The sequence below is a fragment of the Amycolatopsis sp. NPDC004747 genome (genome assembly GCF_053601335.1).
In genome coordinates this window covers 57,544-83,903 of sequence record NZ_JBSGBQ010000007.1, presented here as the reverse complement: position 1 = coordinate 83,903, position 26,360 = coordinate 57,544, and the positions used below count along the sequence as shown (strand labels likewise).

Below are 26,360 nucleotides of genomic sequence, written 5' to 3'. Positions count from 1 at the left end.
GAGACGGGCTCAGCGGACGTCGTCGACCATGCGGGCCAGCCGGTCGGCCAGCCACGCGCCGCCGGCCGGGGTCACCGTCACCCACGGCTCGCCGCCGACGTCCTCCGGGGTCACCGCGTACCGGCCGGCCGCGGTGTCGAACCACGCCAGCACCGGGCTCCGGCCCGCCGACCCGGTCGCCGCCAGCTGGCCGGCCGCGTACCGCTGCGCCGTCACCAGCGTCGCCAGCGGACGGACCGCGCGGCCGGTGATCCCGGCCGTGCCCAGTGCCCGCTCGAACGCGTCGTACCCGCTGCGCGCGTACGCGTCCATCGCCGCCGAATACGCCGCCCGCGGCAGCCGCAGCTGGTCACCCGGGCCCGCTTCGGCGTCGCCTGCCATCCGGGCCACCGCGGGGACCAGGTCGTCCGGGCGCACCGGCTCCAGCACCAGGTCGCGCTCGTCCAGCACGGCGAGCACGCCGGCGCCGGGGCGAGCCGCCGCGAGCAGCCGCCACGGCGCTTCACCGAGCACCAGGGCGTCGATGCTCAAGGCAGGCGAACCCAGCAGCCCGACCAGGTCCGCCAGTTCCGGGTCGACGTCCTCGCCGTCGGTGAAGCCCGCTTCGGCGAGACCGGCGAACACCCGGACGCCCAGTTCGTCGCGTTCGGCGTGCGTCGCGCCGTGCGACGGCACGTCGAACGGGTACGGCGGCGGCCCGCCCGGTCCCAGGTCCTCCCAGAGGAGATCGAATTCCAGATGCGACAGGATCACTCCCGCCGCCGTCGCGGTGCGCCGCGCCATGGTCCCCCTTCCCGTGCCGAGCGGCCGCCGTCGGGCACGATGGTGCCGATGGCCGAGCCGCAGTCGATGGACGTCCCCGCGAGCGGGTACCTCGTCGTCCGCGCGTCCGGCGCGGCGGCCGCGCGCGCCGCGATCCTCGGCGGCCGCCGCGACCCCGAAGACGTCCAGCTGCTGCTGCGCTGCCCGGTCCCGCGGGCGGTCGCCGAGTCCGGCGCGAAGCTGACGTTCGCCGACGCGACGCTGCACCTGCAGCCGTCCGGCGTCGTGATGCTGACCGTCGCGGCGGCGAAGCTGTCGATCTCCTTCGCCGAGCTGCGGCCGCTGATGTTCCGGCCGGTCGAGGTCGACGCGCCGCTGCGGTCGCTGTTCGCCGGCGCCGTCGCGCACGTCGTGGCGGCCGGGCCGCGGCTCGACCCGCACGGGCTCGCCCACCACCTGCTCGGCCTGGCCGAACTGGTGCTGCGGAGCGCGCTGCGCGTCGAACTCGACCGCGTCGACGCGCTGGCGGCGCGCAGGCGGGAAGCGCTCGAGTACATGCGCGCCCACCTGGGCGAGCAGTCCCTCGGCGCGGACCGGATCGCCGAAGCGCTGTACATCTCGCGCCGGCGGCTGTACCAGCTGTTCGACGACGGCCAAGGTGTGTCGGAACGGCTCAAGGGCCTGCGGGTCGAGCGCGCGAAGGCGTTGCTGGCCGACCCGGCGAAGGCGGGACGCGGGATCGCCGAGATCGCGCGGGAGTGCGGGTTCACCAGCGCCCCGCACTTCTCGCGGACGTTCCGCCAGGCGACCGGCCGGACGCCGCGCGAGTTCCGGGAGCGGGCGCTGCGGGGGTGAGGTCGATGCCGGCGACGAGGGTCCCGGCCAGCCCGGCGACCTCCAGCCAGCCGCGGCCACCGGGGGAGTGCAGGGTGAACACGGCCGCGCGCGGCCGGTCCGGGTCGAGCACGACGGCCTGCAGCTGCGCGCCGGACAGGCCGATCCGCTCGACGATCACCACCGGGTAGCCGCGGCCGGTCTGCGCGTTGCTGACCTCGCGGATGCCGGGGGTGGTGTCCGCGAGGAAGTACCCGAGGCCGGCGGCCTCGCCGGGGTCGTCGACCGGGACGACCCCGGCGATGAGCAGGGCGGGATCGGCGTCGCGGTGTTCGACGACGGCGAGCAGCCCGGCCCGCTGCTCGTGGGCGATCTCCGCGCACTGGACGGCCGCGGCCTCCAGCCCGAGGTCGCGGGCGGCGTCGGGACCGCGCAGCCGGGCCATCAGGGCGTGCAGCTCGGCGGTGGTGCGTTCGACCGAGTCCAGGCTCACCGGGGTGATCCCCGGAACGGCGGGCAGTTTCACCGGCCACCCAGCGCCGCGGCGAACGCGCTGACGGCCCCGGCCGGCGGCGTGACCGGCGCTTTCGGGGTGCGCGCGACGGTGGCGCCCAGCTGAGCTCCGGCGGCCGAGAAGGCCTCCAGCTGGGTTGCCACCAGGGCGAAGCCGGGTGCTTCCGGCACGGGGGAGCCGTCGCCGAGGGCGTTCAGCCGCTCGGCGACGCGGTTCGCTTCGGTGCCGTGGGTGCGTTCCAGGTCGCGGGCTTCGGCGAGGACGCGGTCGAGGTCGTCCCGGCGGGCCGCGAGCCGGGTGCGGGCGGCGGCGAGGTTCGGCCGGGTGACGGGGGAGAACTGGGCTTCGGTTTCGGCCCGCTCGACGTCGTCGTGCGCGGCGGTGACGGCTCGGCGCGCGGCGGTGGCGCGCCGGTCGAGGTCTTCGGCCCGGCGGTGGTGCGCGAGGAGGGTGCCGGCCCAGTCTTCGAGGACCCCGGCGGCCGCACGGAGGGCATCGCGGGTGGCCGACAGGCCGGCGGCGGCTCGTCCGGCGCGGTCCGCGAGCGCCTGCGCGGACCGGCCGGCCCACTCCGGGATCGGGCCGGTGGACGGGATTTCCCCGAGCCGGGCCGCGGCGGCGGTGCAGCGCCGAGCGGCTTCGGCGGCCGCGTCGGGACTGCCGGGGACGGGGTCGAAGCCGAGGCCGCGGAAGTCAGCCATCGGCCCGGCCCAGCTCCTCGGCCGCGGCGGCGTCCGTGGCCCGGTAGGCCGTCGCGGCCGCCCGGACACCGGCGGCCGCGTCGGCGAAGTCCGTTTGCACCGCTCGGATGCTGCCGGACCACGCGCCGGTCAGCGCGGTGAGCGCCGCCGAGACCGGTGCCGGGCCGAGACCGCCCGGCGCCTCCGGTGCCTCCAGCGCGGCCGCGGCCGCGCGGTACTCGTCCGCCGTGTCCTCCAGGCGCAGCGCCAACGCGTCGAGGGCCACCGGGTCGACGTGGAAGCCGGTCATTCCCCGAACACCGGGGGGTACGCCGGCGGGAGGTCGTCGAGCAGGTCGTAGCCCTTCGCGTACTTGTCGCGGTGCTCGGTGTCCTCCTCGCGCCGCGTGCCCTGGCCCTGCGGGTACATGCCGTAGCCGGCCGCCGGGCCGCGGCCGCCCGTCCCGCCCGGTCCGAAGCCCGCCGACCCGGCGCCGAACCGGCCCGCGCCGGCTCGTCCGCCTTCGCCGAGCGTCCCCGAACCCGGCGTTCCCGGGCCCGCCGGTCCGGCCACGGGGACGCCGGCGAAGCCGGAAGCCGGGCCGGTCGCACCCGGCCCGGTGGCGCCGATGACCCCGTCGAGCGCGCCGGGGACGCCGGCGCCGGTGAACGTGGGCGGCAGCGCGGACGCCGTCGACGTCGAGTCGTCCGGCTCGTGGTGGGCTCCCCCGGCCGGCGGCGCGACCGGATCGTGCGGGACCGGATCGTGGGGGGCCGGATCGCGGGGGACCGGCGGGGCCTGCGGGGTCCGGACCACCGGCGGCGGTGCGGAGCCGGCGGTCACCGGCGGGGCCGTGTCGAACTCCGGGGGCAGGCGGTGGCGGACGTCGTGACTCGCGCTCTCGTACTGTTCCATCACCCGGACGGCCGCGGCCTTGGCGTCGTCGGCTTCCTTCTTCGTCGGCAGCTTGTCGTCGAGCAGCTGGTCCAGCATGTAGGTGCCCTCGGGGCCGTCGAGCCGCTTCACCGCGTACCCCTGCCGGAACCACCGCTCGGCCCAGTAGTGCACCGGCTCGGGCATCCGGTTCCGGGCCTCGCTGACCACCGACGTGTACGTCTCGAGGCCGGAGCCGACGCGCCGGGCGTTGTCGCCCACCGTCGTCGCCCAGCCGGTCAGCCGGTCCACCGATTCCGCGGCCTGGTCCGCCGACGGCCCCTGCCACGACTCCCGCAGCTTCCGCACCAGCGCCGCCACCTCTTCGGTCGCGGATCCGACCCCGGCGGCCACCTCGTGCCACCAGGCCGCGTGCTGGCCGAGCTTCGCCGGGACGGCCGACTGCACCATGTCCCACAGCTCGCGGTGCTCGTAGCTGTCCCAGTTGATCCGGCCGAAGGTGGCTTCGCGGTCGTTGACCGCCTTCTCCCGGCGGACGCGCCGCGCCTTGGCCCGCTGCCGGGCGGTCGGGGCGTGGTTCGTCGAGTGGAACTCAGGCATCGGCGTCCCCCGTCGGCAGCGCCGCGGCGGCCTGCTCGTCGTTGCCCTGGTGCATGGTCACGACGGTGTCGAGCGTCTGCCGCAGCGTCGCGAGCTCGGCCAGGTACGACCGCAGCGCGGCCTGGACCCCGCCGGCTTCGGCGCCACCGCGGACGGCGAACGAGCGGCGCATCCAGTGGGCGACCGGTCCCTTGCCGTCGGCCAGTCCGGTGTCGAGGGCGCGGGCCGTTTCGAGGTGCCGGCTCAGTTCGTCGTAGCGCTCGTCGATGGCCCGCTTGACGTCGTCGACCCCGTCGTAGTGGAGTTCGATGCCGCCGGTGCCGGTCACCGGGCCGACGACAAGCAGCTCGTCCGGCTCGTGCTCCCGCGCCGCGCGCAGCTGCCGCCGCGCGTCGGCCTCGTTGCGCACCGTCGTCATGAAGGACCTCCCTCGCCACCCAGGCGTCCATCCTGGCCAATGGCCGCCGCGTTGAGAAGAGCGACCCACCCGGGTGCACGGGTGGACATGAAGACTGCACGGGCGGATAGGGCGCGGGCGGTCCCGGCGTCAGGACCCGGCGGCGCCGGTCCCCAGCGTGAGTGCCCGGCCGAAGGCGGTCCGGACCTCTTCCACCAGGGTGCGGGGGTCGTTGCCCAGGCGTTTTGCGGTCTGGTAGCAGGCGATGGCGATGTTCGCGGCGAAGCGGGCCGTGGCCTCGTCGGTTCCCCGGTCGACGAGCAGGTCGCCCAGCTCGTCGGCCATCTGCTGCACTTTCACGGCGTCGCGGGCGCGCAGTTCCGGGTGCTGCTCGACGAGCTGGAAGTGCCGGGTGTACCCCTCCGGGTCGGCGGCGGCCCGGGAACAGATCGCGAGCACGACCGGGCGGAGTTGTTCGACGGCCTCGGTCACGTTTCGTGCGGCTGCGACGTCGTCCGCCCGGCCGGCCGCGGCGATCGTCTCGAGCAGTTCCCGCTCTTTGGCGAACACGACTTCCTGCTTGTCGCCGAAGTGGCGGAAGAACGTGGTGCGGCCGACTTCGGCGCGCTCGGCGATGTCGCCGACCGAGACGCCGTCGAAGCCCCGATCGAAGAACAGCTCCTGGGCGGCCTCGATGATGCGCGCTCGCGCCTGGCGTTGCTTGCGCTCCACGAGCGGACGGGGCGAGGTCATGACTTCAGCATAGCTTGCCGTTCCAAAAGGAACGAAGTACGGTATGGTACCGAGTACCAAAACGAACGGAGACCACCCATGGCACACGAGTTGCACGCGGAAGACCGCCAGGCCATCGGCGAGACCTTGGCCTTGCACGGGCAGCTGTTCGACGAAGGCCACCTGGACCGGCTCGGGGAGATCTTCACGCCGGACGTCGTCTACGACATGAGCGCTCTCGGAGTGGGAACCTTCGAGGGGATCGAGGCGATCAGGAACGCCGCTCTGCACCTCGGCGCGGGCAACCCCGTCGCCCACCACGTGACGAACATCGTCGTCACCGGCGAGGGGGACGACCGGGCGACCGCGCGGTCCAAGGGGTTCATCATCATGGCGGACGGGACATTCGCCAGCGTGACGCACCTCGACAGCCTGCGGCGCCACGACGGCGGCTGGCGGATCAGCCGCCGGGTCATCTTCCCGCAGCGCACTCCCTTGGGCGGAGCGCACCTCGCCGACGCGGGCCACCGGTGAGTCCCGCGGTACCGGCGGCGCGGTAGGCGGTTCGGGTCGGGCCGCCGCAGCCGGCGCCCGCCGGTCCGGGCGCTCCGGACCGGAAGGCGTGGTCTGTCCTTCCACAGGCAGCGCAGCACCGCGACCGGAAGCCGCCGGACCCGCGGTCCGCGTACGTCGTGCCGTGTCCATCGTCCGAAGCTGTTCGAGACCGGACCGGCGGTGCCATCGTGCAGGCACCAGGCCGGTCCGGTACCAGGCACCACCACGAAGACGGAACCGCGGGCTACTGATCTCGGCGGCCCGCGGCGGCAAGGTTTTCCCCGCAGGCCGCCGATGCCGGCGGCACCCCGACTCCGGTGGAGGAATCCATGACCGTTCCGACGATGCCCCGGCCGCCACGCACGGAGGGGGTGCCGGGCGCCCGGGCCCGGTCGCGGGTCGGCTGGGCCCCCAGGGTGCTCGGCGCGGTCGCCGCGGGCCTGGTGCCGTGGGTGGTCGTGCTGGGCCGGTCGCTGCCCGAGACCACGCAGGTGCGGCACTGGCCCGCCGCGTGGATCGGGCTCGACCTGACGGTCGCGCTCGGCTGCGCGACCACCGCGCGCCTGGTCCACCTCGGCGACGACCGCGCCCGCCTGTCGGCGTCGGCCGTCGCGGCGCTCATGGTGATGGACGCCTGGTTCGACGTCCTCACCGCCCAGGCCGGCCCCGAATTCACCCAGGCCGTCGCCTGCGCGGTTCCGGAACTGGCCTTGGCCGGCCTGTGCACGTGGCTCGCGCTGCGCAACGCCTGAACCGTCAGCGCCGGGACGCTCCGAGGAACCGCAGCACGGCCAGGACGCGCCGGTGGTCCACGTCGGCCACGGGCAGGTCGAGCTTGGCGAAGATGTTGTTGATGTGCTTCGCCACCGCGCTTTCGCCGACCACCAGCGCCTGCGCGATGCCGGTGTTGGAGCGCCCCTCGGCCATCAGGCCGAGCACGTCCCGTTCGCGAGGGGTCAGCCGCGCGAGCGGGTCGCTGTCGCGCCGCAGCAGCAGCTGGGCGACGACCTGCGGGTCCAGGGCGGTGCCCCCGTCCGCCACCCGCCGGACCGCCGCCACGAACTCGGCGACGTCGGCGACCCGCTGCTTGAGCAGGTAGCCCACCCCACTGGTGTTCGCCGACAGCAGGTCGGCCGCGTACCGCTCCTCCACGTACTGCGAAAGCAGCACCACCGGCGTCCCCGGCCAGCGCCGGCGGATCTCCAGTGCCGCGCGGACCCCCTCGTCGGTGAAGCCGGGCGGCATCCGGACGTCGATCAAGGCGAGTCCGGGCCGGTGCTCCGCCACGGCCGCCAGCAGCCCCGCCGCGTCGCCGGCTTCCGCGGCGACCTGGAACCCGGCCATCTCCAGCACCTTGCGCAGGCCGACCCGCAACAACACCGAATCTTCGGCGATCACCGCGCGCACGGCAGCTCCGCGGTGACGGTGGTGGGCCCGCCGGCGGGGCTGCTGACGCGGAAGGCCCCGTCGAGGGAGCCGACCCGCTTGGCCAGCCCGGTCAGCCCCGTGCCGGCGGCGTCGGCACCGCCCAGCCCGTCGTCGGTGACGCGCACTCGCAGCACCTCGCCGACCTGGCGGACCGTCACCTCGGCACGCATCGCGTTGGCGTGCTTGGTCGCATTGGTCAGCGCCTCGGAAATCACGAAGTACGCGACCGACTCCACGTGGGGTGCCACCCGCTCCGCCAGCTCGACCCGCAACCGCACCGGCAGGGGCGTGCGGGCAGCCAGCCCGGACAACGCCGCGTCCAGGCCCCGGTCGTCGAGCACGGCCGGGTGCAGCCCCCGCACCAGGTCGTCGAGTTCGGCGATCGCCTCCTTCGCCTCCCGGTGCGCTTTCGCGATCACCTCGCGGGCATCACCCGGCAGGTCCGGGCGGGCGGCCAAGGCCAGACCCAGGTTGACCGCGAGCGACACCAGCCGCTGCTGGGTGCCGTCGTGCAGGTCGCGCTCGATCCGCCGCCGCTCGGCGTCGACGGCCTCGATCAGGTCGGCCCGGCTCACGGCCAGCTGATCGACCCGCGCCTGGAGCCGCTGCGCCCGGCTCGGCCCGAGCAGGCCCACCGCCGTCCGCGCCTCGATCCGGGCCACTGTCCGCGCGGTCCAGGGCAGGGCGCACAGGAGCAGGAGCCCACCAGCGGTGTAAGCCGGCAGCTGGGTCAGGGAGCCGAACCCGTCCTGGCGGACGGCGGCCGGCAGCGCCCATGACCAGGCGTAGGCGCTGACACCCGCCAAGCCCGCCGCTGCCGCCGTGAGCACCAGCAGCTCCGGCAGCGCGAGCAGCGGGCCCAGCAGGAGGTGGTAGCCGAGCTTGCGCCAAGGCCGCGTCGCCGCGAGCCACCGGGCGGCCGAGGCCCACGTCCGGGGTGCCGGCGCGGTGGGGGCGAGCCGGGGGAGGTCCACGCCGAGGAGCACCCGGTAGCGAACCCGCTGGACGGCCGTCAGCACCGGGGCACCGAGCACGACCAGCGCGGCCGACACGGAAACCGTGAGGAGCCAGTTCCCCGTCCGGTCGATGGTCGTCGCCGCCCAGGACCACACGGGCAGCAGCGCCAGGTGCGGCAGCACACCGGCGGCGAGGAAGCCGGTGTCCCGCCGCGCCCGGAGAACCGCGCGGCTCAACCCGGCCGGAATCGTCATGGCACGACGCTAGGGCACCGCGGGAGCACGGGGCCAGGAAGCCCGCACCCGATCTCATGGTGAACCTGGTACCCGCAGCGGACCCCCCGCCGGCCGTCCCGCTCGCACGTTCGCTCGTGACCTCGATACCGTCGCCTGACCTGCGCTGTTCGTCACGGGCTGACGCAACCTGAACGCTTTCGGGCGTGGTTCGGCAAAGACGGGTTGTCAGGGCGAAGCGCAACCCGAGGAGCTTCATGGCGTCGGACGCGGAACTTATCGGCAGGTCGCTGCGCGGAGACACCGATGCCTTCGTGGAAGTGATCAGCCGGCACGAGACCGCCCTCGGGAACTACCTGGCGCGCAGGGTCGGGCGGCAGGCCGCCGAGGACGTGCTCGGCGACGTGTGGGTGGCGGCCTACGAGTCCCGTGCGAACTACGACCGTTCGTATCCCGGAGCCCGGCCTTGGTTGTACGGCGTCGCGCTGAACCGGCTGCGCCGGCACTGGCGGTCCGCACCGGCCGAGGAGCCGGCGCCGGACCTGACCGGCGTGGCGAGTGACTGGGATCCCTGGCCGGCGGTGGACGTCCGCGTGGACACGCAGGCTCTGCTGGGCAGGGCACTGGCTCGGCTGAAACCGGAAGAGCGGGAAGTGCTGGGCCTGGTCGCCTGGGAGGACCTGACCGTCGCCGAGGCCGGGCGGGTGCTCGACATCCCGGCCGGCTCGGCCCGCCGCCTGTTGCACCAGGCGCGCAAGGCACTGCGTGAAGCCCCCGAAGTGGTTGCGCTGCTGCAAGTCCCGACGACCTGAAAGACGACCCATGGACGAAATGGATCTCATGAAGAATCTGCGTGACGTGCCGTCCCCCGGCCCCGAGGCCTATGACCGTGCCCGCACGGCACTGCGGGCGGCGATGGAGGAACCCGTGGCCACGGTCGGACGACCGAAGCGCCGGCTTTCCTGGCCCAAGCTCAGCCTCGCCGCCGCGGGCGCGGCGGCCGTCGCGGCGGCCGTGGTGATCGGCACGTCCGGCGGCGGCGTCCCGGCCGGCCCGGCCGGCCCGGCCGATGCCGCCCCGCCGGCGGTCGAGGCGCCGTTGGTGAAGCTGGCCTCCGCGGTCCAGGCGGCCGGCACCCAGCCAGGAGACGCGTCGCTGATCGTCAACACGAAGTTCGGGTCGGACGGCAAGCCGGACCTCAACTACACGATCTACACCGACCAGGGCCGGCAGTTCACGGGCGACTCGGCGAAGAGCGTGGCGGAGGCGGTCGCCCAGGGCCACGCCGAACCGGCCACGCCGTACGACGGGAAGGTGATGGCGGCGGCCCGGCTCGCCGCGACCGGTGACGTCGACCAGGCCCGGATCGCGATGATCACCGCGTCCAACAACGCCCTGGGAGTCGGCCTGAGCCCCGCCGAAGCGGACAAGGCCTGGGCGGATGGCCAAGCGGAGCTCGCCGAGATGTTCCGCAAGATGGGCAAGCCGGTGCCCGCTCCCAAGCCGCGTCCGACGGGCAAGGAGCTGGAGAACCTCATCGACAACCACCTGTGGAGCAACGCCGAACACGCGCTGTTCGCCAACGCCGCCGACGCGCAGGTGCGCGCGGGCGTTCTGAAGCTGTACGCGACCATCCCGGGCATGGTCGTCGGCCGGACCGACGTCGACGGCCAGGCCGCGCTGACCCTCACCCCGCCCCCCGCCATCCTGGGCGGCGCCGCGGACGTCCTCACCATCAACGCCGGCAACGGCCTGCCGATCCGGGAGGAGATCACCTCGGCGGACTCGTCCAAGCGCTACGTGGTGAACTACAAGTCCGCCCGGGTGACGCTCGCCGACGTGGCCGCGGGCAGGATCTGATCCTGGTGCCGAACCGTCCCCGGGAGGGGCGAGATCATCTCGGCCCTCCCGGGGAGGTGATCACTGGCCGCGGCCGGCCATGACGCCACCGCCGACGTCCCGGCTCGCGCCGGTTCGGTCCGTGGCCGCTTTCTGGGCGAAGGTCCGGCGGTAGGTGTCGGGGCTGGTGTCGAGGGCCTGCCGGAAGTGGCGGCGCAGGGCCGCGGCCGTGCCGAACCCGACCTGCCCCGCGATGGAGTCGATGCTGTCGTCGGTCTGTTCGAGCAGGTGCTGGGCCCGGCGGACGCGCTGAGCCTGGAGCCACCCCAGTGGGTTGATGCCGATCCTGGCGTGGAAGTGCCGGTTCAGCGTGCGGACCCCCAGGTTGGCCCGCTTGGCCAGCTGCTCGACCGTGATGGACCGGTCGAGGTTGGCGAGTGCCCAGTCCATGACGGGCGCCAGCTCGTCGTAGGACGTCTTGAGGCTCGGCGAAGCCACATATTGAGCTTGCCCGCCTTCGCGGTGCGGAGCGGTCACGAGCCGGCGGGCGATCGCGTTCGCCACGGCCGCTCCGTGGTCGAGGCGGACGACGTGCAGGCACAGGTCCGTGCCCGCGGCTTTGCCCGCGGACGTGAGAACCCGCCCTTCGTCGATGTACAGCGCGTTCGGATCGACCGTGATCGACGGGTGCCGCCGGGCGAGGGTCTCGGCGTGCAGCCAGTGGGTCGCGGCCCGGCGGCCGTCGAGCAGACCGGCGGCCGCGAGCACGAACGCCCCGGTGCAGAGCGAGATCACCCGCGCGCCACGCTCGAAGGCCGCCCGCACGGCGTCCACGAGGTCGCCGGGCGGGCGCAGCTCGGCGTCGTGGCAGGCCGGCACCACGACCGTGTCCGCGGCCACCAGGTCCTCGTAGGTGAACTCGGTGCTCGCGCGGAACCACCGGTCCACCCGCACGTCGGCGGGGGCGCACACCTCGAACCGGTACCACGGCGAGCCGCTGAGGTCCGAGCGGTCGGTCCCGAAGATCGCGCAGGGTGCGGCCAGCTCGTACAACGGCACGCCGTCGGCCACGGCCAGCGCCACAACGGTCATGTCCGAAAGTGTACGCACATTGTCAGATCGGACACTCGCGGTGTGCCGCGTCGTTCAGCGACGGTGATCAGGTGACCTCGACTCATGCCGCTCCACAGGTGTCCCGGTCGTCGCGGGCGTGGCTGGGCACCGGCCTCGCGTTGACCGCGATCGGCTGGGGCGCGAACCAGTTCGCTCCCTTGATCGTGTTCTACCAGCAGCGGCTCGGCCTCTCGTCCGCGGTGGCCAGTGCCATGTTCGGGCTGTACGCCCTCGGGTTGATCCCGGCGCTGCTGGTCGGCGGGAAGTGGTCCGACCTGGCGGGGCGGCGACCGGCCGTGCGCACCGCACTCGCCGTTTCCTTCGCCGCGACGTGCCTGTTGATGATCGGCGGCACCTTCCCGGGCTGGCTGTACGCGGGCCGGTTGCTGGCCGGCATCGCGAGCGGCCTGGCGTTCGGCACGGGAGCCGCGTGGCTGAAGGAGCTCTCGGCCGAAGCCGGCGACACGGCGGCCGGCCCGCGGCGGGCCACCGTGTCCATGACCACCGGGTTCGCGGCCGGCCCGTTCGTCGCCGGGCTGTGCGCCCAGTGGCTGCCGAACCCGGCGATCACCGTCTACGTTCCGCATTTGCTGCTTCTGCTCGCCGCGATGATCGGCTTGCGCAGGACACCGGATCCCGGCGTCGTCGTCCGGGCCGCAACGCACGCCGAGTCCACCCGGGACCGGAGTGTGGTCGCGCATTTCCTGCTGGTGCTGCTGCCGTTCGCGCCCTGGGTGTTCGGCACCGCCACGATCGCGCTGGCCTACCTGCCTGCCCTGGTCGCCGACCAGGTCACCGGGTACGCCCTGCTCTTCAGCGCGGTCACCACCGCGACGACGGCGCTCACCGGGATCCTCGCCCAGCCGCTGGCGAAGCGGATCCACCGCGCCGAACGGCCCGTTCTGCTGCCGGCGTCGATGTTGTCGGTCCTCGCCGGGATCGGCTGCGCGGCGTGGGCCGCGGACATGAGGTCGCCCGCTGTCGTGCTGCTCGCCTCGGCGGTACTCGGCGCCGCCTACGGCCTCACCCAGTTCTGCGGCCTCGTCGAGGTCCAGCAGATCGCCGACCACCGTTCGCTCGGCACCGCGACGGCGGCCTACCAGGTGCTCAGCTACCTCGGCTTCGCGTTCCCTTTCCTGATGTCCGTGGGGCAGACCGGCGTCCGGCTGAGCCCGGCCGCGCTGTTGCTGATCGTGCTCGCCGTGGCCGCCGCGGCCACGGTCTGGCTCGTGGTCGTCACCTCCCGCACCCGCCGAGGTGGCGTCGAGGGCGCCGTTCGCTGACGGCTGCGGTGGCCGCGCACCGCGTACGGACTCGAGCACCACGGCCCGGTCTCGCCGGCCGCCCCGGCGTGACCATCGGGGCTACGAGCGGCTCGACCACCCACATCGGCGCCGGGGTGGTTTGCGGTGCTCCCGGCCGGGTGGCTCGCGTAGGCTGGTCCCGGCGCGCCGGGAAGTCTGGTCGGCATCCGGATTCGGATCGGAGGACCGGCTCATGCGCGGGGTGGAAACCGTCTTGTTCCTCGTGGTCGTGGCGACCGTGGTGGCCACGTTCGCCCGGCGGTGGCGGGTGCCGGCGCCGTCGCTGCTGGTCGTCGTCGGGGTCGTCGTGGGGCTGCTGCCCGGCGTTCCCGTGGTGCAGGTGACTCCGGACGTGATCAGCCTGGTCGTGCTGCCCCCGCTGTTGTTCGCCGCGGGGGAGGAGCTGCCGTGGCGGGACCTGCGCGCGGTCGGCCGTCCGGTGGCGGTGCTGTCGGTCGGGCTGGTGCTGCTGTCGGCCGCGGCGGTGATCGGGGTCGCGGTGGCGGTGACGCCGTTGCCGGTGGGGATGGCGTTCGTGCTCGGTGCGGTGCTGGCCAGCACGGACCCGGTCGCGGTGACGGCGCTGGCGCGGCGGCTGGCGCTGCCGCCGCGGGTGCAGGCGCTGATCCAGGCCGAGAGCCTGTTCAACGACGCCACCAGCCTGCTGCTGTTCCGGGTGGCGCTGTTCCTGGCGGTCGCCGGCGGGGCCGCGTCCTGGGGCCGGACGCTGGGGGAGTTCGGGGTGCTCGCGGGCGGCGGGGTGGCGGTTGGGGTGCTCACGGCGCTCGGGGCGTTCGTGATCCGGCGGCGCACCGAGGACCCGGTGCTGGAGACGGTGATCTCCCTGGTCACGCCGTATGCCGGGTACGTCGTCGCGGAGTCGGTCGGTGGGTCGGGCGTGACCGCGGTCGTGGTGGCGAGCGTGATCCTCGGGACCCAGGCCGAGCGGCTGACGACCGCGCGGATCCGGCTGCAGGTCGGCGCGGTGTACCAGACCGTGGTGTTCCTGTTGGAGAGCGTGGTGTTCGGCCTGATCGGGCTGCAGCTGCCCGCCCTGGTGCGCCGGGTGACCGGCGGGGGCGCGTGGTGGCTGCTGCAGGCACTGGCCATCGCGGCGACCCTGGTCGTGGCGCGGCTGCTGCTGGTGTTCGTGCTTTCGGCGCTGCGGCAACGACGGGAGGACGGCCGGATCTCCTGGCAGGTGCCCGCGGTCGTGTCGTGGGCGGGCGCGCGGGGCGTGGTGCCGCTCGCGGCGGCGCTGTCGCTGCCGGTGGCCACCTTGGACGGTTCCGAGCTGCCCGCGCGTGACCTCGTCCTGCTGCTGACGACGGCGGTGATCGTGCTGACGCTGGTGGTCCAGGGCTTCACGCTCGCCCCGCTGGTGCGCCGGGCGGGCATCGCGCTCGATCCGGCCGACCTGCACACCGAATACGCCACCGCGCGCCGGAAGCTGGCCGAGGCCGGCCTTTCCCACGTGGACCACCTGGCCGAGACCGAGTCGGCGCCGGCGTTCGTCGTCGACCGGTTGCGGGCCGGCTGGCAGGCCAGGCTGGACCACATCCGCGGCGACACCGGCGAGGAGGCGGCGGACTGGGTGCGCGGGATCGACTACCGCGCCCTGAAGCGCGAGCTGATCGACGTGGAAGCGGCCGAGCTGACCCGCCTGTTCGAAGCGGGCGAGATCACCGACGGCACCCGGCGGCGCATCCAGCGGCTGCTGGACCTGGAGCACACTGGACTGGAGGACTGAGCGGTTCACCAGGGCCGCGGCCGGCTTCCCAAAGGCACTGTGCTCGTCACGGGCGCTTCGATCCCCGGTTCGATCCGAGTGGCGGCACGCGGTTCACGGGGTTGCGCGGTACGGGGGTATCGCCGCGCAGAGGGCGGCGAGGTCGCGCCCGGAGCTGTGCACCGTCGCGTCGGGACGGACGAGCGCGGCCCGGGCGAACCCGCGGCGCAGCCAGTGGTGCAGGGCGCTCCCCGGCCGGGCCACCACGAGCACGGCACCGCGTCGCTCGATGTCCGCGCGCTGTGCGGGTGACGGCTCGGCGGTGCTGACGACGGCGAACCGGCCGGCTGTCACGTCGTCGAGGCGACGGCCGCCGCCGACCGGGGCGTTGGGACACTGCCGGCCGGCCAGGGAACGCCGCAGGAGTGGGCGCGCCACCAGCGCGGAGCGGTGGAGGGGCGGAGTTGCGGTTTCGAGGACGCGCTTGCGCAGGCCGGGCACGAGGTGCAGCCGCGGTGCGGCGACGCGGCGGAGGAGGTTGCCGAGTTCGCCGCCTTCGGTCATCGCCGTGCCCATCAGCTTGGCGAGCCGGATCATGGCGGTGGCGTGGGGTTTGCGTTCCGTCTCGTAGCTGCCGAGGACGGTTTCGGGCAGCGTGCCGTCGAGCACGCCGGCGAGCTTCCAGGCGAGGTTCATCGCGTCGCGCATCCCGGCGCCCATGCCCTGGCCGATGAACGGCGGGGTGAGGTGGGCGGCGTCGCCGAGGAGGAACACCCGCCGATCGCGCCAGCGGTCGGCGACCTGGGCGCGGAAGGTGTATTCGGCGACGCGGACGATCTCGAGCCGGTCGGCCGGTGTCTCGCCGGTCCACGGCTCGAGGAGGGGGAGCAGCGCCGCCGGTTCGCGGTGGCCGTCGGCCGTTTCGCCGTCGGCCAGCTGGAACTCCCAGCGGTAGCGGTTCTCGCCGATGCGCATGTACGTGGCGGCGCGGACCGGGTCGGAGACCTGGTGCACCCCTTCCCAGGCGCCGAGTTCGGCGTCGGTGCGGATGTCGACGACGAGCCAGCGCTGCGTGAACCCGAGGTCGCGCAGGACGGCGCCGATCGAGGTCCGGGTCAGGCTGTTCGCTCCGTCGCAGCCGAGGACGTACCGCGCGAGCACCGAGCCCGGGCGGCCGGACTCGGTGAACGCCACCCGCACACCGCCGACCTCCGGGGCGAGGGAGGTGACTTCGGCGCCCCCGCGCAGCGTGACCGCGCCGTGCCGCTTCAGTCCCGAGCGCAGGAGTGCCTCCAGTTCGGGCTGGTCGAACATGCTGGCCTCGGGGTAGCCGTGCCTGCCGTGCGCCGCGTCGCGCCGGAACTCCGCGAGCACGTGCAGGTCCCGGTCCACGAGCCGCAGTCCGTGGCAGCGCCAGGAAATCGCCGAGAACTCCTCGGACAGGCCGAGCCGGCCGAGGATGCGGCAGACCTCGTCGTCGAGGTGGACGGCGCGGGGCTGGGGGTAGATCGTCTCCCACCGGTCGAGGACGAGGCATTCGACGCCGTACTGGGCCAGCAGGGTGGCGGCGGTGAGGCCGGTCGGGCCGGCGCCGATGATCACCACGGGTACCTCGGTCATGCGGCACCTGCCAGGCGCCGGCCGACCGCGTGGCGGCGGGTGGCGCCGGCGCGCAGGGCGGGCCGGCCGAGGCCGGCTGGCGGCAGGGCCTCGATCGCGGTGACGTCGGCGGGCGCGGAGTGCTCCGGCCACAGCGGGTTCCCGTTCATCGGGCGTGCCTCACCACCGTGCGCTGGGTGCCCAGGTCGAGCGCGCCGTCGTCGGTGGCCACGCCGGCCTCGATGACGTCGCCGTCCCGGAGGTACCGGGGACGGCGTTCCTGGCCACGGAAGAACAGCTTCCACTTGAGCGCCGGCGGCAGGAGCGAGCCGATGACCTCCACCGGCTTCGGCGGGGCGGACAACGCCGTACCGACCGGGGTGCCGGTCAGGACGAGGTCGCCCGGGTCGAGCCGTTGGAAGCGGGCCAGGGCCCGGAGGGCCTCGGCGGGCCGGTGGATCATGTCGGCAGCTGTCCGGTCTTGGCGGGTTTCGCCGTTGACGGTCAGCTTCAGCCGCAGGTCGGTGAACCGCTTGAGCTCGTCGGCGTCGAGCAGCACCAGCGCGGGCCCGGTGGGGGTGAACGTGGGGTAGGACTTGGCCTCGTAGAACTGGGTCTGGGGCAGCTGGATGTCGCGCGCGGAGACGTCGTCGGTCACCACCAGGCCCGCGACGTACGCCGAGAGGTCGTCGCCGATCTCCGTGCCGACCGGGATTTCCGTGCCGATGACGAGGCCGATCTCGACTTCGTAGTCCAGGAGCCGCACGTGCGGGGGCCGCACCACGTCGTCGTGCGGGCCGCTGATCGAGCCGGACGACTTGCGGAAGAACGTCAGCGGCACGGTGTCCGGGTTCCCGCCGGTGTCCTCGACGTGCGACGCGAAGTTGGTCATCTGCGCGACCACCCGGCACGGGGCGGTGACCGGCGAGAGGAGGGCGAGCGACTCCACGTCGACCGTGCGCCCGCTCGACGCCGCTTCGAGGGCTTTCCGATCGGCGAGCAGCTGGGCGGTGGTCGTGGCGCGGGTGGCGACCTTGGCCGCCCCGGCCGGGGTGGCCACCCACCAGGCGTCGGCGGTGCGGAGGACGGAAATGCTCATGACACAGCTACTTTCAGCAGGCCGCGAAGGCGGTCGAAGTCGAATTCGTTTTCCTCGCGCAGCGCGCCGATGATGGCGCGCAGCTCGCCGAACGCTTCCCGGCCGGGTTTGACCCCGAGGAAGTCCCTGGTGGCGGGCGGGCCCCACTGGGCCAGCCCGGACGCGGTCATCGGCGCCCAGCCGGGCTCGAGCGAGCAGTCGAACAGGTCGCCGTCGCTGAAGTGCTCGACGAGGAATCCGTCGGGGTCGCGCCAGTAGTCGAACAGCTGGCTGCCCTGGATGTGCCTGCCGATGCCCCACGAGCGCCGGTAGCCCCGCTCGAGCAGGTACTCGCCGCCGGCGGCGAGCGAATCGAGGTCGGGCACCTGGTAGGCCGAGTGCACGTACCGGTTCGCCGGGCCGAGCACCATCGCGAGGGTGTGGTGGTCGGTCGGGGTGTCACCCCGGTCGCAGCGGATGAAGCTCATCACCGGGCCCCGGCCGCGCTGCCCGGGGTAGTAGAGGAAGTCGCTCACGATCAGGCCCAGGTGGGCCAGGTACCAGTCGAGCGTTTCGCGGTACTTGCGGGTCTGCAGCACGACGTGGCCGAGCCGCTGCACCTTGACCGGCTCCCGCCGCGGCCGCTGGGTGGCGTTCACCCGCCTGATGTCGCGCCCGAAGTTGAGGGGCAGCGGCTCCTGCCCCGGCAACGCCGGGAGCTCGTGCGTGCCGGACACGACACGCACTCGGGCGCCGCTCGGGTCGCGCAGGTCCACGGTGGCCCCGCCGAGGCTCTCCGGCAGGCGGGTGACCCGGTGCCCGGTGGCCTCCGCCAGGCGGAGCAGGTCCGCCGGGCCGGCGGCCCGGAACGCCGGCCCGGTGAACCGCGAGCGCGCGCCACGGCGGACGAGGACACAGGGCGCGCCGGGTTCGGTGCCACGCAGCTGCAGTTCGTCCGCGGTGCGCAGCGACGTGGTGAAACCGAAGGCGTGGGCGAACAGCTCGGCCTTGGCCAGGTCCGGCTTCTCGAACTCCAGCCACGCCAGGTCGTGCACCTTGACGACCGGGTTGGGTGCCCTCCCGGGGTGTTCGCCGGGCAACGCGCCCTGCTCGCTGTGCAGGTCGGCGTGGGGATCGTCGTGGTCGATCATCGCCCCTCCCATCATGATGACGATATCGTCACTCTCGACCGCATCGTCAGTCAAGAGGTTCTGACGATTTCCTCATTTCTGAGGTGCTCCCGGCGGGCGCGTCCGCTCCGGCCGGACAAGTGATTCGTAAGAACTAGATAGAACGATCTGTCTTGACTTCCTTCGCGGAGCCCGCCATGCTCGGTTGAGATAGAACGTTCGGTCTTGTCGGGGGAAGTCCCCGCGGCCTTGAAGGGGATCATGGTGACTACTGTCGACTCGCCCACCGTCGGTGGGTTCGCTCCGGCGCTGCGCCGGTTGTACTTCGTGCGGTTCGGGTTCGCCGTCGTGTGGGCGGTCCTGGTGTTCCTGACGACCAAGTCGGGCTTGGGCGTGGCCGGCGTCGTCCTGGTCGTCGTCTACCCGCTCTTCGACGTCGGTGCGGCCATTGTGGACGCCCGGTCGGCGAAGGGGAACGGTTCGGTCACCGGGCTGTACGTGAACATGGCGATCAGCCTCCTGGCCACCATCGGCCTCGGCGTCGCCGCGGCTTCGGGCATCCCGGCGGTGCTGCGGGTGTGGGGTGCCTGGGCGATCGTCGCCGGGCTGGTCCAGCTGGTCGTCGGCGTTTCCCGCCGCAAGATGGGCGGCCAGTGGCCGATGATCCTGAGCGGCGGCATCTCCGTGCTGGCCGGGGCGAACTTCGTCATCAGCGCCTCCGCGGCGAACCCGGCGCTGTCCGGGGTGGCCGGTTACGCCGTTCTCGGCGGCATCTTCTTCCTCGTCTCGGCGATCCGGCTCGGCCGCGCCGCGAAGGGGAATTGACATGTCGACCTACGACGTCATCGTCATCGGGGCCGGTCCGGTCGGGGAGAACGTGGCCGACCGGGTGGTGCAGGGCGGTCTGACCGCCGCGATCGTCGAGCGGGAGCTGGTCGGCGGCGAGTGCTCCTACTGGGCCTGCATGCCGACCAAGGCGCTGTTGCGCAGCGGCGCGGCGCTGCGCGCCGCCCGTCAGGTGCCCGGCGCGCGGGAAGCGGTGACCGGCGAGCTCGACGTGGCCGCCGTGCTCCGCCGCCGCGACGACTTCGCCTCGAACTGGAACGACGAAGGCCAGGTGTCCTGGCTCGAGTCGGTCGGCGTTCCGTTGCTGCGCGGGCACGGCCGGATCGCCGGCGAGCGGGTCGTCGAGGTGACCGCCGCCGACGGCACCGTCACGACGCTGACCGCGCGCCACGCGGTCGTCGTCGCCACCGGCAGCGGTGCGCTGGTCCCGGACATCGAGGGCCTGCGCGAGGCGAAGCCGTGGACGAGCCGGGAAACCGTGGCGGCGAAGGAGGTTCCGGCCCGGCTGGCCGTCATCGGCGGCGGGGTGGTGGCCTCGGAGATGGCGACGGCGTTCAGCGAGCTGGGGTCGTCGGTGACGATGCTGGCCCGCGACGGCGTGCTGCACCTGCAGGAGCCGTTCGTCGGCGAGCAGGTGGCGGAGTCCCTGCGGGGCAAGGGAGTTTCGGTGCGGATCGGCGCCGAAGCCGGTTCCGTCAAGCGCAGCGACGCGGGCACGGTGTCGATCACGCTCACCGACGGCGAGCAGATCGAAGCCGACGAACTGCTCGTCGCGATCGGCCGCACGCCCAACACCCAGGACCTCGGGCTGGAGAACATCGGCCTGACGCCGGGGTCGTGGCTGACGGTCGACGACACGATGCGGGTCAACGACTGGCTGTACGCGGCCGGTGATGTGAACCGCCGCGTTCTGCTGACCCACCAGGGCAAGTACCAGGCCCGCGCGGTGGGTGACGTGATCGTGGCCCGCGCCAAGGGGGAGCCGGTCGACGACGCTCCTTGGGGACGGCACGCGGCCACCGCCGACGAGCGCGCGGTGCCCCAGGTGGTCTTCACCGACCCGGAAGCCGCGTCGGTCGGCCTGACCGCGGCCAAGGCCGAGGCCGCCGGGCTGCGCATCCGCGTCGTCGACTACGACCTGGCCGCCACCGCGGGATCCGCCGTGCACGCCGAGGGCTACCGCGGGCACGCCCGGATGGTCGTCGACGAGGACCGCACGGTGATCGTCGGGTTCACCCTCGTCGGCCCGGACGTCGCGGAGATGATCCACGCGGCGACCATCGCGGTCGCCGGCGAGGTGCCGATCGACCGGCTCTGGCACGCGGTTCCGGCTTTTCCCACCGTCAGCGAGGTGTGGCTGCGGCTGCTCGAAGCCTACGGCCGCTGACCCACCCCCGCCGGTGCCCGAGGTGAGGCCGCCGGAACCGGCGTCTTGAACCCCTCGTCGCGAACGGCAGGTCCTGGCTCAGAAGCGGTGCGGTCCGGTGGGTGAACTCGCCGGGCCGAGCCGCTCCGGCAGCCGGGCGGCCAGGTGCGTGATCAGCTCCTTGGTGCGCCTCGGGACGTGGACATCCTCGGCCAGCAGGGCGTGGATGTCGGCCGGCGGGGTGGGCACGCCGGGCAGGAGCCGGACCAGCGCGCCGCTGTCCAGGTGGGACCGGACCTGCCACTCCGAGCGCATCACGATCCCGCGGCCCTGCAGGGCCCAGTCGGTCACGATGTCGCCGTCGTTGCTCGACAGGCTGCCGCGCACCCGGACCTGGCGGGGTTTCGCGGTGCTGCCGAAGCGCCACACGGCGAAGTCGCCTTCGTTTTCGCGCAGCACGATGCAGTCGTGGGCGGTCAGGTCCTCGATCCGCTCGGGTGCGCCTCGTCGCTCCACATAGGACGGCGCCGCGCACGGGATCCGGCGGTTGCGGGCCAGCCGGCGCATCCGCAGCGTGGAATCCGGTGGCGTGCCGACGTGCACGGCGAGGTCGAACTCGCGCCGGTGCGGCCGCAGCGGCAGCGCGGACGTGCGCAGCTGGATCCGCACCTGGGGGTGGCGGGCGGTGAACTCGCCGATCAGCGGGGCGACGTGCGCCCGGCCCAGCCCGAGCGTCGCCTGGACGACGATCGAGCCGCGCAACTCGCCGGACGAGTGGCTGACGAGGTCGTCGAGCTCGCGGACCTGGTCGAGGATCGCTTCGACGCGGGCGGCGTAGACCCGGCCTTCGGAGGTCAGCGTGAGCCGGCGCGCGCCGCGGTGGACCAGACGGGCGTCGAGGCGGCGTTCCAGTGCCTTCAGGCGCTTGCTGACCACCGGCAGCGAGACGTCGAGCTCGCGCGCGGCGGCGGTGAGCGTCTCGCTGACCGCGACGACGTGGAAGAAGCCGAGGTCGTCCAGTCTTTCCACAGGGGAAAGGATAGGTTGCCGCGGGCGTTCTTGCCAGGTGCCGGGCCACCGCCCACAGTGGAGGGCCCCGACATCGAGGAGCGTTTCGTGCACCACCGCATCGCGGTCGTCCCCGGCGACGGCATCGGGCGCGAGGTCGTCCCGGAAGGCCTGCGCTGCCTGCGGGCCGCGGCCGCCGTCCACGGCTTCGAACTCCAGACGACCGAATTCGGGTTCGCCTCCGCCGAGTACTGGCTGGAGCACGGCGAGATGCTGCCCCCGGACTGGCACGACGTGCTGGCCGGCTTCGACGCGATCTACTTCGGCGCGGTCGGCCGGCCCGAGGTGGTGCCCGACCACGTGTCGCTGTGGGGCAGCCTGCTGAAGTTCCGCCGCGGTTTCGACCAGTACGTCAACCTGCGGCCGGTGCGGCTGCTGCGCGGCGTGCGCGCCCCGCTGCGCGACCGCGAACCCGGCGACATCGACTTCCTCGTCGTGCGGGAGAACACCGAGGGCGAGTACTCCAGCATCGGCGGCCGGATCTTCGAGGGCACCGACCGCGAAACGGTGCTGCAGGAGACGGTGATGACCCGCACCGGCGTCGACCGGGTGCTGCGCTACGCCTTCGACCTCGCCGCCACCCGCCCGCGCAAGCACCTGACGTGGGCGACCAAGAGCAACGGCATCTCGATCTCGATGCCCTACTGGGACGAACGCGCGGCCGCCATGGCCGCCCGGTACCCGGACGTCACGGCGGACAAGGACCACATCGACATCCTCGCGGCGAAGTTCGTGCTGAGCCCGGAGAACTACGACGTCGTCGTGGCCAGCAACCTCTTCGGCGACATCCTCTCCGACCTCGGGCCCGCGTGCACCGGCACGATCGGCATCGCCCCGAGCGCCAACATCAACCCGGACCGCACCTGGCCGAGCCTCTTCGAGCCGGTCCACGGGTCGGCCCCCGACATCGCCGGCCGCGGGATCGCCAACCCGGTCGGGCAGATCTGGAGCGGGGCGATGATGCTCGACCACCTCGGTGAGCCGGAGGCCGCCGCACGGATCGTCGCGGCCGTCGAAAGCGTGCTGGCCGAGCAGCCGGACGTGCTCACCCCCGACCTCGGCGGAACCGGGACGACGGAGGGGCTCGGGAAGGCGATCGCCGAGCGGGTGCTCGCGTGAACGTCGACCCGATCGGCCTGGAGGTCCGCTGGGACCGGCTCGCCGCGGCGACCGGCGAAGCCGCGTCGACCATGCTGCGCACCGCGTTCTCGACGATCATCCGCGAATCCAACGACTACACCGTGGTGCTGATGGACCGCCGCGGCCGCACGATGGCCGAGTCACGGGCCGGCATCCCCGGCTTCGCCGCCTTGATGAGTTCGCTGACTTCGCTGGTGCTGCGGCGGTTCCCGGCCCAGGAGTGGCAGGACGGCGACGTCGTCATCACCAACGACCCGTGGATCGCGACCGGGCACCTGCCCGACATCGCCATGCTCGCGCCGGTCTTCCACCGCGGCTCGCTCGTCGGCTTCACCGGCACCGCGGCGCATTCCCCGGACATCGGCGGGACGCCGTCGCTCGCCGCCACCGACCTGATGTCCGAGGGCCTGCTGATCCCGCCGGTCCGGCTGTTCCGCGCGGGCCGCGTCGAGCAGGGCGTCAAGGACCTCCTGCTGGCCAACGTCCGCCTCGCCGGCGAGCTGTGGGGCGACCTCGAAGCCCAGGCCGCCGCGCACGCCGTCTGCCGCAGGCGCGCGCAGGAGTTCCTCGAGGACTTCGGCGAGGACGGCTTCGACGACTTCGCCGACCAGGTGCACGGGATGACCGAGGCCGCGATGCGAGCGGCGATCCGCGAGCTGCCCGACGGCGTCTACCGCGCGGGCGTCGACGCGGACGGCGTCGAAGGACATCCCACGCACATCGAGTGCACGGTCACCGTCAGCGGCGACACGATCGCGATCGACTACACCGGAACCTCGCCGCAGGTCCCGTTCGCCATGAACTCGACGCTGAACTACACCCGCGCGTACTCGGTGTACCCGCTGAAGATCCTGCTCGACCCGGCCACGCGCACGAACTGGGGCTCCTACCGCGCGATCACCGTGACCGCGCCCGAAGGCACGATCGTCAACCCGCGGTTCCCGGCACCGGTCGTCGCGCGGCACCTGACCGGGCACCTGCTCTCCTGCGCGATCTACCGCGCGCTCGCGCCGGTGCTGCCGGACCGGGTGATCGCCGACAGCGGGGGAGCGCCGGCCCTGCGCGTCCGCTTCGCCGGGGTCGACGACGCCGGCCGCCCGTTCGCGCAGATGCTCTTCGCCAACGCCGGGATGGGTGCCTCGAAGGACCAGGACGGCCTCTCGGCGACGGCGTTCCCGACCAACTCCGGCAGCGGCAGCGTCGAGGCGATGGAAGCCGCGTCGCCGCTGCGGTTCGTCCGCAAGGAGCTGCGGGAGGGCTCCGGCGGCGCGGGACGCCGGCGCGGTGGGCTCGGCCAGGACATCGAAGTGCACAACCCGACCGGCCGGCCGGTGCAGCTGGTGCTGCTCGGCGACCGCGAACGGCACCCGGCGCTCGGCGTCGACGGCGGCGGGCCGGGTGCCACGGCCGAGGTCGTGCTGGACAACGGCGAACGCGTCCCGTTGAAGTCGATCTCGCAGCTGGCCCCCGGCGGCACGGTCGTCATCTCGTTCGCCGGTGGCGGCGGCTACGGCGCACCGGAGGCGGGCCGATGAGCCGCACCGCCCGGATCGGCGTGGACGTCGGCGGCACGTTCACCGACCTGCTGCTGCACGACCCGGCCCGCGACCTGACCTGGCCCGGCAAGCTGCCCACCACCCCGCACGCGCCGCACGACGCGATCACCGCGGGCATCACCCGGCTGCTGGCCGAGACCGGAACGGACCCCGGTGACGTCGCGGGCGTCGTCCACGGCACCACCCTGGTGACGAACACGCTGCTCGAACGCACCGGCGCGGTCGTCGGCCTGCTCACCACCGAGGGCTTCCGGGACACCCTGGAGATGGCCCGCGAGATCCGCTTCGACCCGACCGACCTGCACGCGCGCCCGGCGCCCCCGCTGGTGCCACGGCACCGGTGCCGCGGCGTGCCGGGCCGGCTCACCGCGGACGGCACCGAGCTGACGCCCCTCGACGAAGACGCCGTGCTGGCGCAGGTGGCGGACCTGCTGGCCCACGGCGTCGAAGCGCTGGCCGTCGCGCTCCTGCACTCCTACCGCGACGACCGGCACGAACGCCGGGTGCGCGAGCTGCTCGCCCGGGCCCACCCCGGCCTGCCGGTGACGCTCTCCAGCGCGGTCGCCCCGGTCATCGGCGAGTACGAGCGGGCGAGCACGGCGTGCCTCAACGCCTACGTCCAGCCGCTGGTGGCGCACTACCTCGACGCGCTGCGGGCCGGCCTGACCGAGCTGGGGATCGACGCGCCGCTGCACATCATGCTCTCCGGCGGCGGGGTCACCACCGTCGAGGACGCCAAGGCGTTCCCCGTCCGCCTGCTCGAATCCGGCCCCGCGGCCGGGGCGATCGCCGCCGCCGCGGTGGCCCGCCGGGCCGGCGAGCCGGACGTCCTCTCGTTCGACATGGGCGGCACCACGGCCAAGATCGCGATCGTCAGCGGCGGCGAGCCGCGGCGCAAGCACGACTTCGAGGCGGGCCGCGTCGACAAGTTCAAGCCCGGCTCGGGACTGCCGGTCAAGCTGACCGTCGTGGACCTGATCGAGATCGGCTCGGGTGGCGGCTCGATCGCCGCGCCCGACGCGCTGGGCCTGCTCAAGGTCGGGCCGCGCAGCGCCGGGTCCGTGCCGGGGCCGGTCGGCTACGGCCGCGGTGGCGAGCAGCCGACGGTCACCGACGCCGACCTCGTGCTCGGCTCCCTCGACCCGGACGCGTTCCTCGGCGGCGAGCTGCGGCTGCGCGCCGCCGAAGCCCGCAAGGCGGTGGCCAGGGACGTCGGCGACCCGCTGGGGCTCGACGAGACCGGCGCGGCCGCGGGCATCGTCGAGGTCGCGACGGCGAGCATGGCCGCGGCCGCCCGGATGCACCTGGCCGAGCACGGCCGGGACCCCGCCGGGTTCGCGCTCGTGGCGTTCGGCGGCGCGGGCCCGGTGCACGCCTATGGCCTGGCCAAGCAGCTGAAGATCGGGCGGGTGATCGTGCCGATGCGGGCGGGCGTGATGTCCGCCTACGGGTTCCTCGTCGCCGCGCCGACGGTGGACCTGGCCCGCAGCCTGCCTTCTCCGTTGTCCGAAGTGGACTGGAAGCGGGTGGAAGCCCTCTACGACGAGATGGCCGGGCAGGCGGCCGCGGTACTCGGCCCCGGGGCGCGCCTGCGCCGGTCCGCCGACCTGCGCTACCTCGGCCAGGGCTCCGCGCTCGAGGTCGGCCTGCCCGACGGCGGCGATCTCCGGGAGGCCTTCGAAGCGGCGTACCGCGTGGCGTTCGGCCGGACCCTCGACGGGCCCGTCGAGGTCGTCGACTGGCGCCTGACCGCGCACCTGCCCGGCCACGACGTCGAGCTGGGGTGCGCACCCGCCGACGGCGACCCCCGGCGGGGCGAGCGGGAGGTGCACTTCCCCGGCCACGGCCGGGTGCGGGCCACCGTGTGGGACCGCTACCGGCTGCGGCCGGGCACGGAACTCACCGGGCCCGCCGTCTTCGAGGAACGGGAATCCTCCTGCTCCTTCGGGCCGGACTGCCGCATCCGCGTCGGCGACGACCTGACGCTGTTCGCGGACATCGGGTGA

The 26,360-nt window shown here is 73.6% G+C and carries 27 protein-coding genes; 12 read left to right on the top strand and 15 right to left on the bottom strand.

Annotated elements, in window-relative coordinates:
- Positions 1-9 precede the first annotated feature (9 nt).
- Positions 10-783: an ESX secretion-associated protein EspG gene (locus ACWEGE_RS13355; protein ID WP_449660692.1), complete on the bottom strand. Its 774-nt coding sequence runs from the start codon at positions 781-783 to the stop codon at positions 10-12.
- A gap of 48 nt (positions 784-831) precedes the next feature.
- Between ACWEGE_RS13355 and ACWEGE_RS13350 the strand changes: the two genes are divergently transcribed.
- Entirely contained in the window at positions 832-1,617 is a 786-nt protein-coding gene (locus tag ACWEGE_RS13350; RefSeq protein ID WP_449660691.1) for a helix-turn-helix transcriptional regulator, read from the top strand.
- Here ACWEGE_RS13350 and ACWEGE_RS13345 read toward each other — a convergent pair.
- The 6 genes from ACWEGE_RS13345 to ACWEGE_RS13320 form a co-directional block, all read right to left on the bottom strand.
- Positions 1,529-2,089: a hypothetical protein gene (locus ACWEGE_RS13345; RefSeq protein ID WP_449660690.1), complete on the bottom strand. Its 561-nt coding sequence runs from the start codon at positions 2,087-2,089 to the stop codon at positions 1,529-1,531. The genes ACWEGE_RS13350 and ACWEGE_RS13345 overlap by 89 nt on opposite strands.
- 29 nt (positions 2,090-2,118) lie before the next feature.
- Positions 2,119-2,811, bottom strand: coding sequence for a hypothetical protein (locus tag ACWEGE_RS13340; RefSeq protein WP_449660689.1), 693 nt, complete (start codon positions 2,809-2,811; stop codon positions 2,119-2,121).
- The gene (locus ACWEGE_RS13335) at positions 2,804-3,100 is read right to left on the bottom strand and encodes a type VII secretion target (protein WP_449660688.1); all 297 of its coding nucleotides are present in this window, start codon (positions 3,098-3,100) and stop codon (positions 2,804-2,806) included. Before ACWEGE_RS13335 ends, ACWEGE_RS13340 begins: the two co-directional genes overlap by 8 nt.
- Positions 3,097-4,284, bottom strand: coding sequence for a PPE domain-containing protein (locus ACWEGE_RS13330; protein ID WP_449660687.1), 1,188 nt, complete (start codon positions 4,282-4,284; stop codon positions 3,097-3,099). The genes ACWEGE_RS13335 and ACWEGE_RS13330 overlap by 4 nt, the downstream gene beginning before the upstream one ends.
- On the bottom strand, positions 4,277-4,702 hold the full coding sequence (locus ACWEGE_RS13325; protein WP_449660686.1) for a hypothetical protein: 426 nt from the start codon (positions 4,700-4,702) through the stop codon (positions 4,277-4,279). Before ACWEGE_RS13325 ends, ACWEGE_RS13330 begins: the two co-directional genes overlap by 8 nt.
- Positions 4,703-4,831: 129 nt before the next feature.
- On the bottom strand, positions 4,832-5,434 hold the full coding sequence (locus tag ACWEGE_RS13320) for a TetR/AcrR family transcriptional regulator (RefSeq protein WP_449660685.1): 603 nt from the start codon (positions 5,432-5,434) through the stop codon (positions 4,832-4,834).
- A 78-nt stretch (positions 5,435-5,512) separates the two neighbouring features.
- On the opposite strand from ACWEGE_RS13320, the gene ACWEGE_RS13315 reads away from it, so the two are divergent.
- Positions 5,513-5,947, top strand: a complete 435-nt coding sequence (locus ACWEGE_RS13315) for a nuclear transport factor 2 family protein (protein ID WP_449660684.1) — start codon at positions 5,513-5,515, stop codon at positions 5,945-5,947.
- A 350-nt stretch (positions 5,948-6,297) separates the two neighbouring features.
- Positions 6,298-6,720: a hypothetical protein gene (locus ACWEGE_RS13310; RefSeq protein WP_449660683.1), complete on the top strand. Its 423-nt coding sequence runs from the start codon at positions 6,298-6,300 to the stop codon at positions 6,718-6,720.
- 4 nt (positions 6,721-6,724) lie between these two features.
- Here the strand turns inward: ACWEGE_RS13310 and ACWEGE_RS13305 are convergent, their stop codons facing one another.
- Together ACWEGE_RS13305 and ACWEGE_RS13300 are read right to left on the bottom strand one after the other, a co-directional pair.
- On the bottom strand, positions 6,725-7,375 hold the full coding sequence (locus tag ACWEGE_RS13305) for a response regulator (protein ID WP_449660682.1): 651 nt from the start codon (positions 7,373-7,375) through the stop codon (positions 6,725-6,727).
- Positions 7,363-8,607 carry a sensor histidine kinase gene (locus ACWEGE_RS13300; protein WP_449660681.1) on the bottom strand — a complete coding sequence of 415 codons (1,245 nt, stop codon included), beginning with the start codon at positions 8,605-8,607 and terminating at the stop codon, positions 7,363-7,365. Before ACWEGE_RS13300 ends, ACWEGE_RS13305 begins: the two co-directional genes overlap by 13 nt.
- Before the next feature lie 236 nt (positions 8,608-8,843).
- Here ACWEGE_RS13300 and ACWEGE_RS13295 point away from each other — a divergent pair, with 236 nt between their 5' ends.
- The gene (locus ACWEGE_RS13295; RefSeq protein WP_449660680.1) at positions 8,844-9,398 is read left to right on the top strand and encodes an RNA polymerase sigma factor; all 555 of its coding nucleotides are present in this window, start codon (positions 8,844-8,846) and stop codon (positions 9,396-9,398) included.
- A gap of 28 nt (positions 9,399-9,426) precedes the next feature.
- On the top strand, positions 9,427-10,446 hold the full coding sequence (locus ACWEGE_RS13290) for a hypothetical protein (protein WP_449660679.1): 1,020 nt from the start codon (positions 9,427-9,429) through the stop codon (positions 10,444-10,446).
- A gap of 60 nt (positions 10,447-10,506) precedes the next feature.
- Here the strand turns inward: ACWEGE_RS13290 and ACWEGE_RS13285 are convergent, their stop codons facing one another.
- Positions 10,507-11,517, bottom strand: coding sequence for a helix-turn-helix domain-containing protein (locus ACWEGE_RS13285; RefSeq protein ID WP_449660678.1), 1,011 nt, complete (start codon positions 11,515-11,517; stop codon positions 10,507-10,509).
- Between the two features lie 71 nt (positions 11,518-11,588).
- Between ACWEGE_RS13285 and ACWEGE_RS13280 the strand changes: the two genes are divergently transcribed.
- Together ACWEGE_RS13280 and ACWEGE_RS13275 are read left to right on the top strand one after the other, a co-directional pair.
- Complete coding sequence (locus tag ACWEGE_RS13280; protein ID WP_449660677.1) at positions 11,589-12,821, top strand: MFS transporter; 1,233 nt, start codon at positions 11,589-11,591, stop codon at positions 12,819-12,821.
- Positions 12,822-13,035: 214 nt separating this feature from the next.
- Positions 13,036-14,592: a Na+/H+ antiporter gene (locus tag ACWEGE_RS13275; RefSeq protein WP_449660676.1), complete on the top strand. Its 1,557-nt coding sequence runs from the start codon at positions 13,036-13,038 to the stop codon at positions 14,590-14,592.
- Positions 14,593-14,685: 93 nt separating this feature from the next.
- On the opposite strand, the gene mhpA is transcribed toward ACWEGE_RS13275, so the two are convergent.
- Genes mhpA through ACWEGE_RS13255 form a run of 4 tightly spaced genes read right to left on the bottom strand, consistent with a single transcriptional unit; the run spans position 14,686 to position 18,411 of the window.
- Entirely contained in the window at positions 14,686-16,191 is a 1,506-nt protein-coding gene (gene mhpA, locus ACWEGE_RS13270; RefSeq protein WP_449660675.1) for a bifunctional 3-(3-hydroxy-phenyl)propionate/3-hydroxycinnamic acid hydroxylase MhpA, read from the bottom strand.
- Complete coding sequence (locus ACWEGE_RS13265; protein WP_449660674.1) at positions 16,188-16,340, bottom strand: hypothetical protein; 153 nt, start codon at positions 16,338-16,340, stop codon at positions 16,188-16,190. The genes mhpA and ACWEGE_RS13265 overlap by 4 nt, the downstream gene beginning before the upstream one ends.
- On the bottom strand, positions 16,337-17,269 hold the full coding sequence (locus ACWEGE_RS13260; RefSeq protein WP_449660673.1) for a fumarylacetoacetate hydrolase family protein: 933 nt from the start codon (positions 17,267-17,269) through the stop codon (positions 16,337-16,339). Before ACWEGE_RS13260 ends, ACWEGE_RS13265 begins: the two co-directional genes overlap by 4 nt.
- Positions 17,266-18,411 (bottom strand): VOC family protein, encoded by a 1,146-nt coding sequence (locus ACWEGE_RS13255; RefSeq protein WP_449660672.1) that lies wholly within the window; start codon positions 18,409-18,411, stop codon positions 17,266-17,268. Before ACWEGE_RS13255 ends, ACWEGE_RS13260 begins: the two co-directional genes overlap by 4 nt.
- Before the next feature lie 228 nt (positions 18,412-18,639).
- Between ACWEGE_RS13255 and ACWEGE_RS13250 the strand changes: the two genes are divergently transcribed.
- Complete coding sequence (locus tag ACWEGE_RS13250; RefSeq protein WP_449660671.1) at positions 18,640-19,203, top strand: hypothetical protein; 564 nt, start codon at positions 18,640-18,642, stop codon at positions 19,201-19,203.
- A gap of 1 nt (position 19,204) precedes the next feature.
- Positions 19,205-20,611: a dihydrolipoyl dehydrogenase family protein gene (locus ACWEGE_RS13245; protein ID WP_449660670.1), complete on the top strand. Its 1,407-nt coding sequence runs from the start codon at positions 19,205-19,207 to the stop codon at positions 20,609-20,611.
- Positions 20,612-20,689: 78 nt separating this feature from the next.
- On the opposite strand, the gene ACWEGE_RS13240 is transcribed toward ACWEGE_RS13245, so the two are convergent.
- The gene (locus ACWEGE_RS13240; RefSeq protein ID WP_449660669.1) at positions 20,690-21,619 is read right to left on the bottom strand and encodes a LysR substrate-binding domain-containing protein; all 930 of its coding nucleotides are present in this window, start codon (positions 21,617-21,619) and stop codon (positions 20,690-20,692) included.
- 87 nt (positions 21,620-21,706) lie between these two features.
- On the opposite strand from ACWEGE_RS13240, the gene ACWEGE_RS13235 reads away from it, so the two are divergent.
- The 3 genes from ACWEGE_RS13235 to ACWEGE_RS13225 are packed head-to-tail and all read left to right on the top strand — an operon-like array spanning position 21,707 to position 26,360.
- Positions 21,707-22,777, top strand: a complete 1,071-nt coding sequence (locus ACWEGE_RS13235) for a tartrate dehydrogenase (RefSeq protein ID WP_449660668.1) — start codon at positions 21,707-21,709, stop codon at positions 22,775-22,777.
- Entirely contained in the window at positions 22,774-24,333 is a 1,560-nt protein-coding gene (locus tag ACWEGE_RS13230; RefSeq protein WP_449660667.1) for a hydantoinase B/oxoprolinase family protein, read from the top strand. The genes ACWEGE_RS13235 and ACWEGE_RS13230 overlap by 4 nt, the downstream gene beginning before the upstream one ends.
- Entirely contained in the window at positions 24,330-26,360 is a 2,031-nt protein-coding gene (locus tag ACWEGE_RS13225; protein WP_449660666.1) for a hydantoinase/oxoprolinase family protein, read from the top strand. Before ACWEGE_RS13230 ends, ACWEGE_RS13225 begins: the two co-directional genes overlap by 4 nt.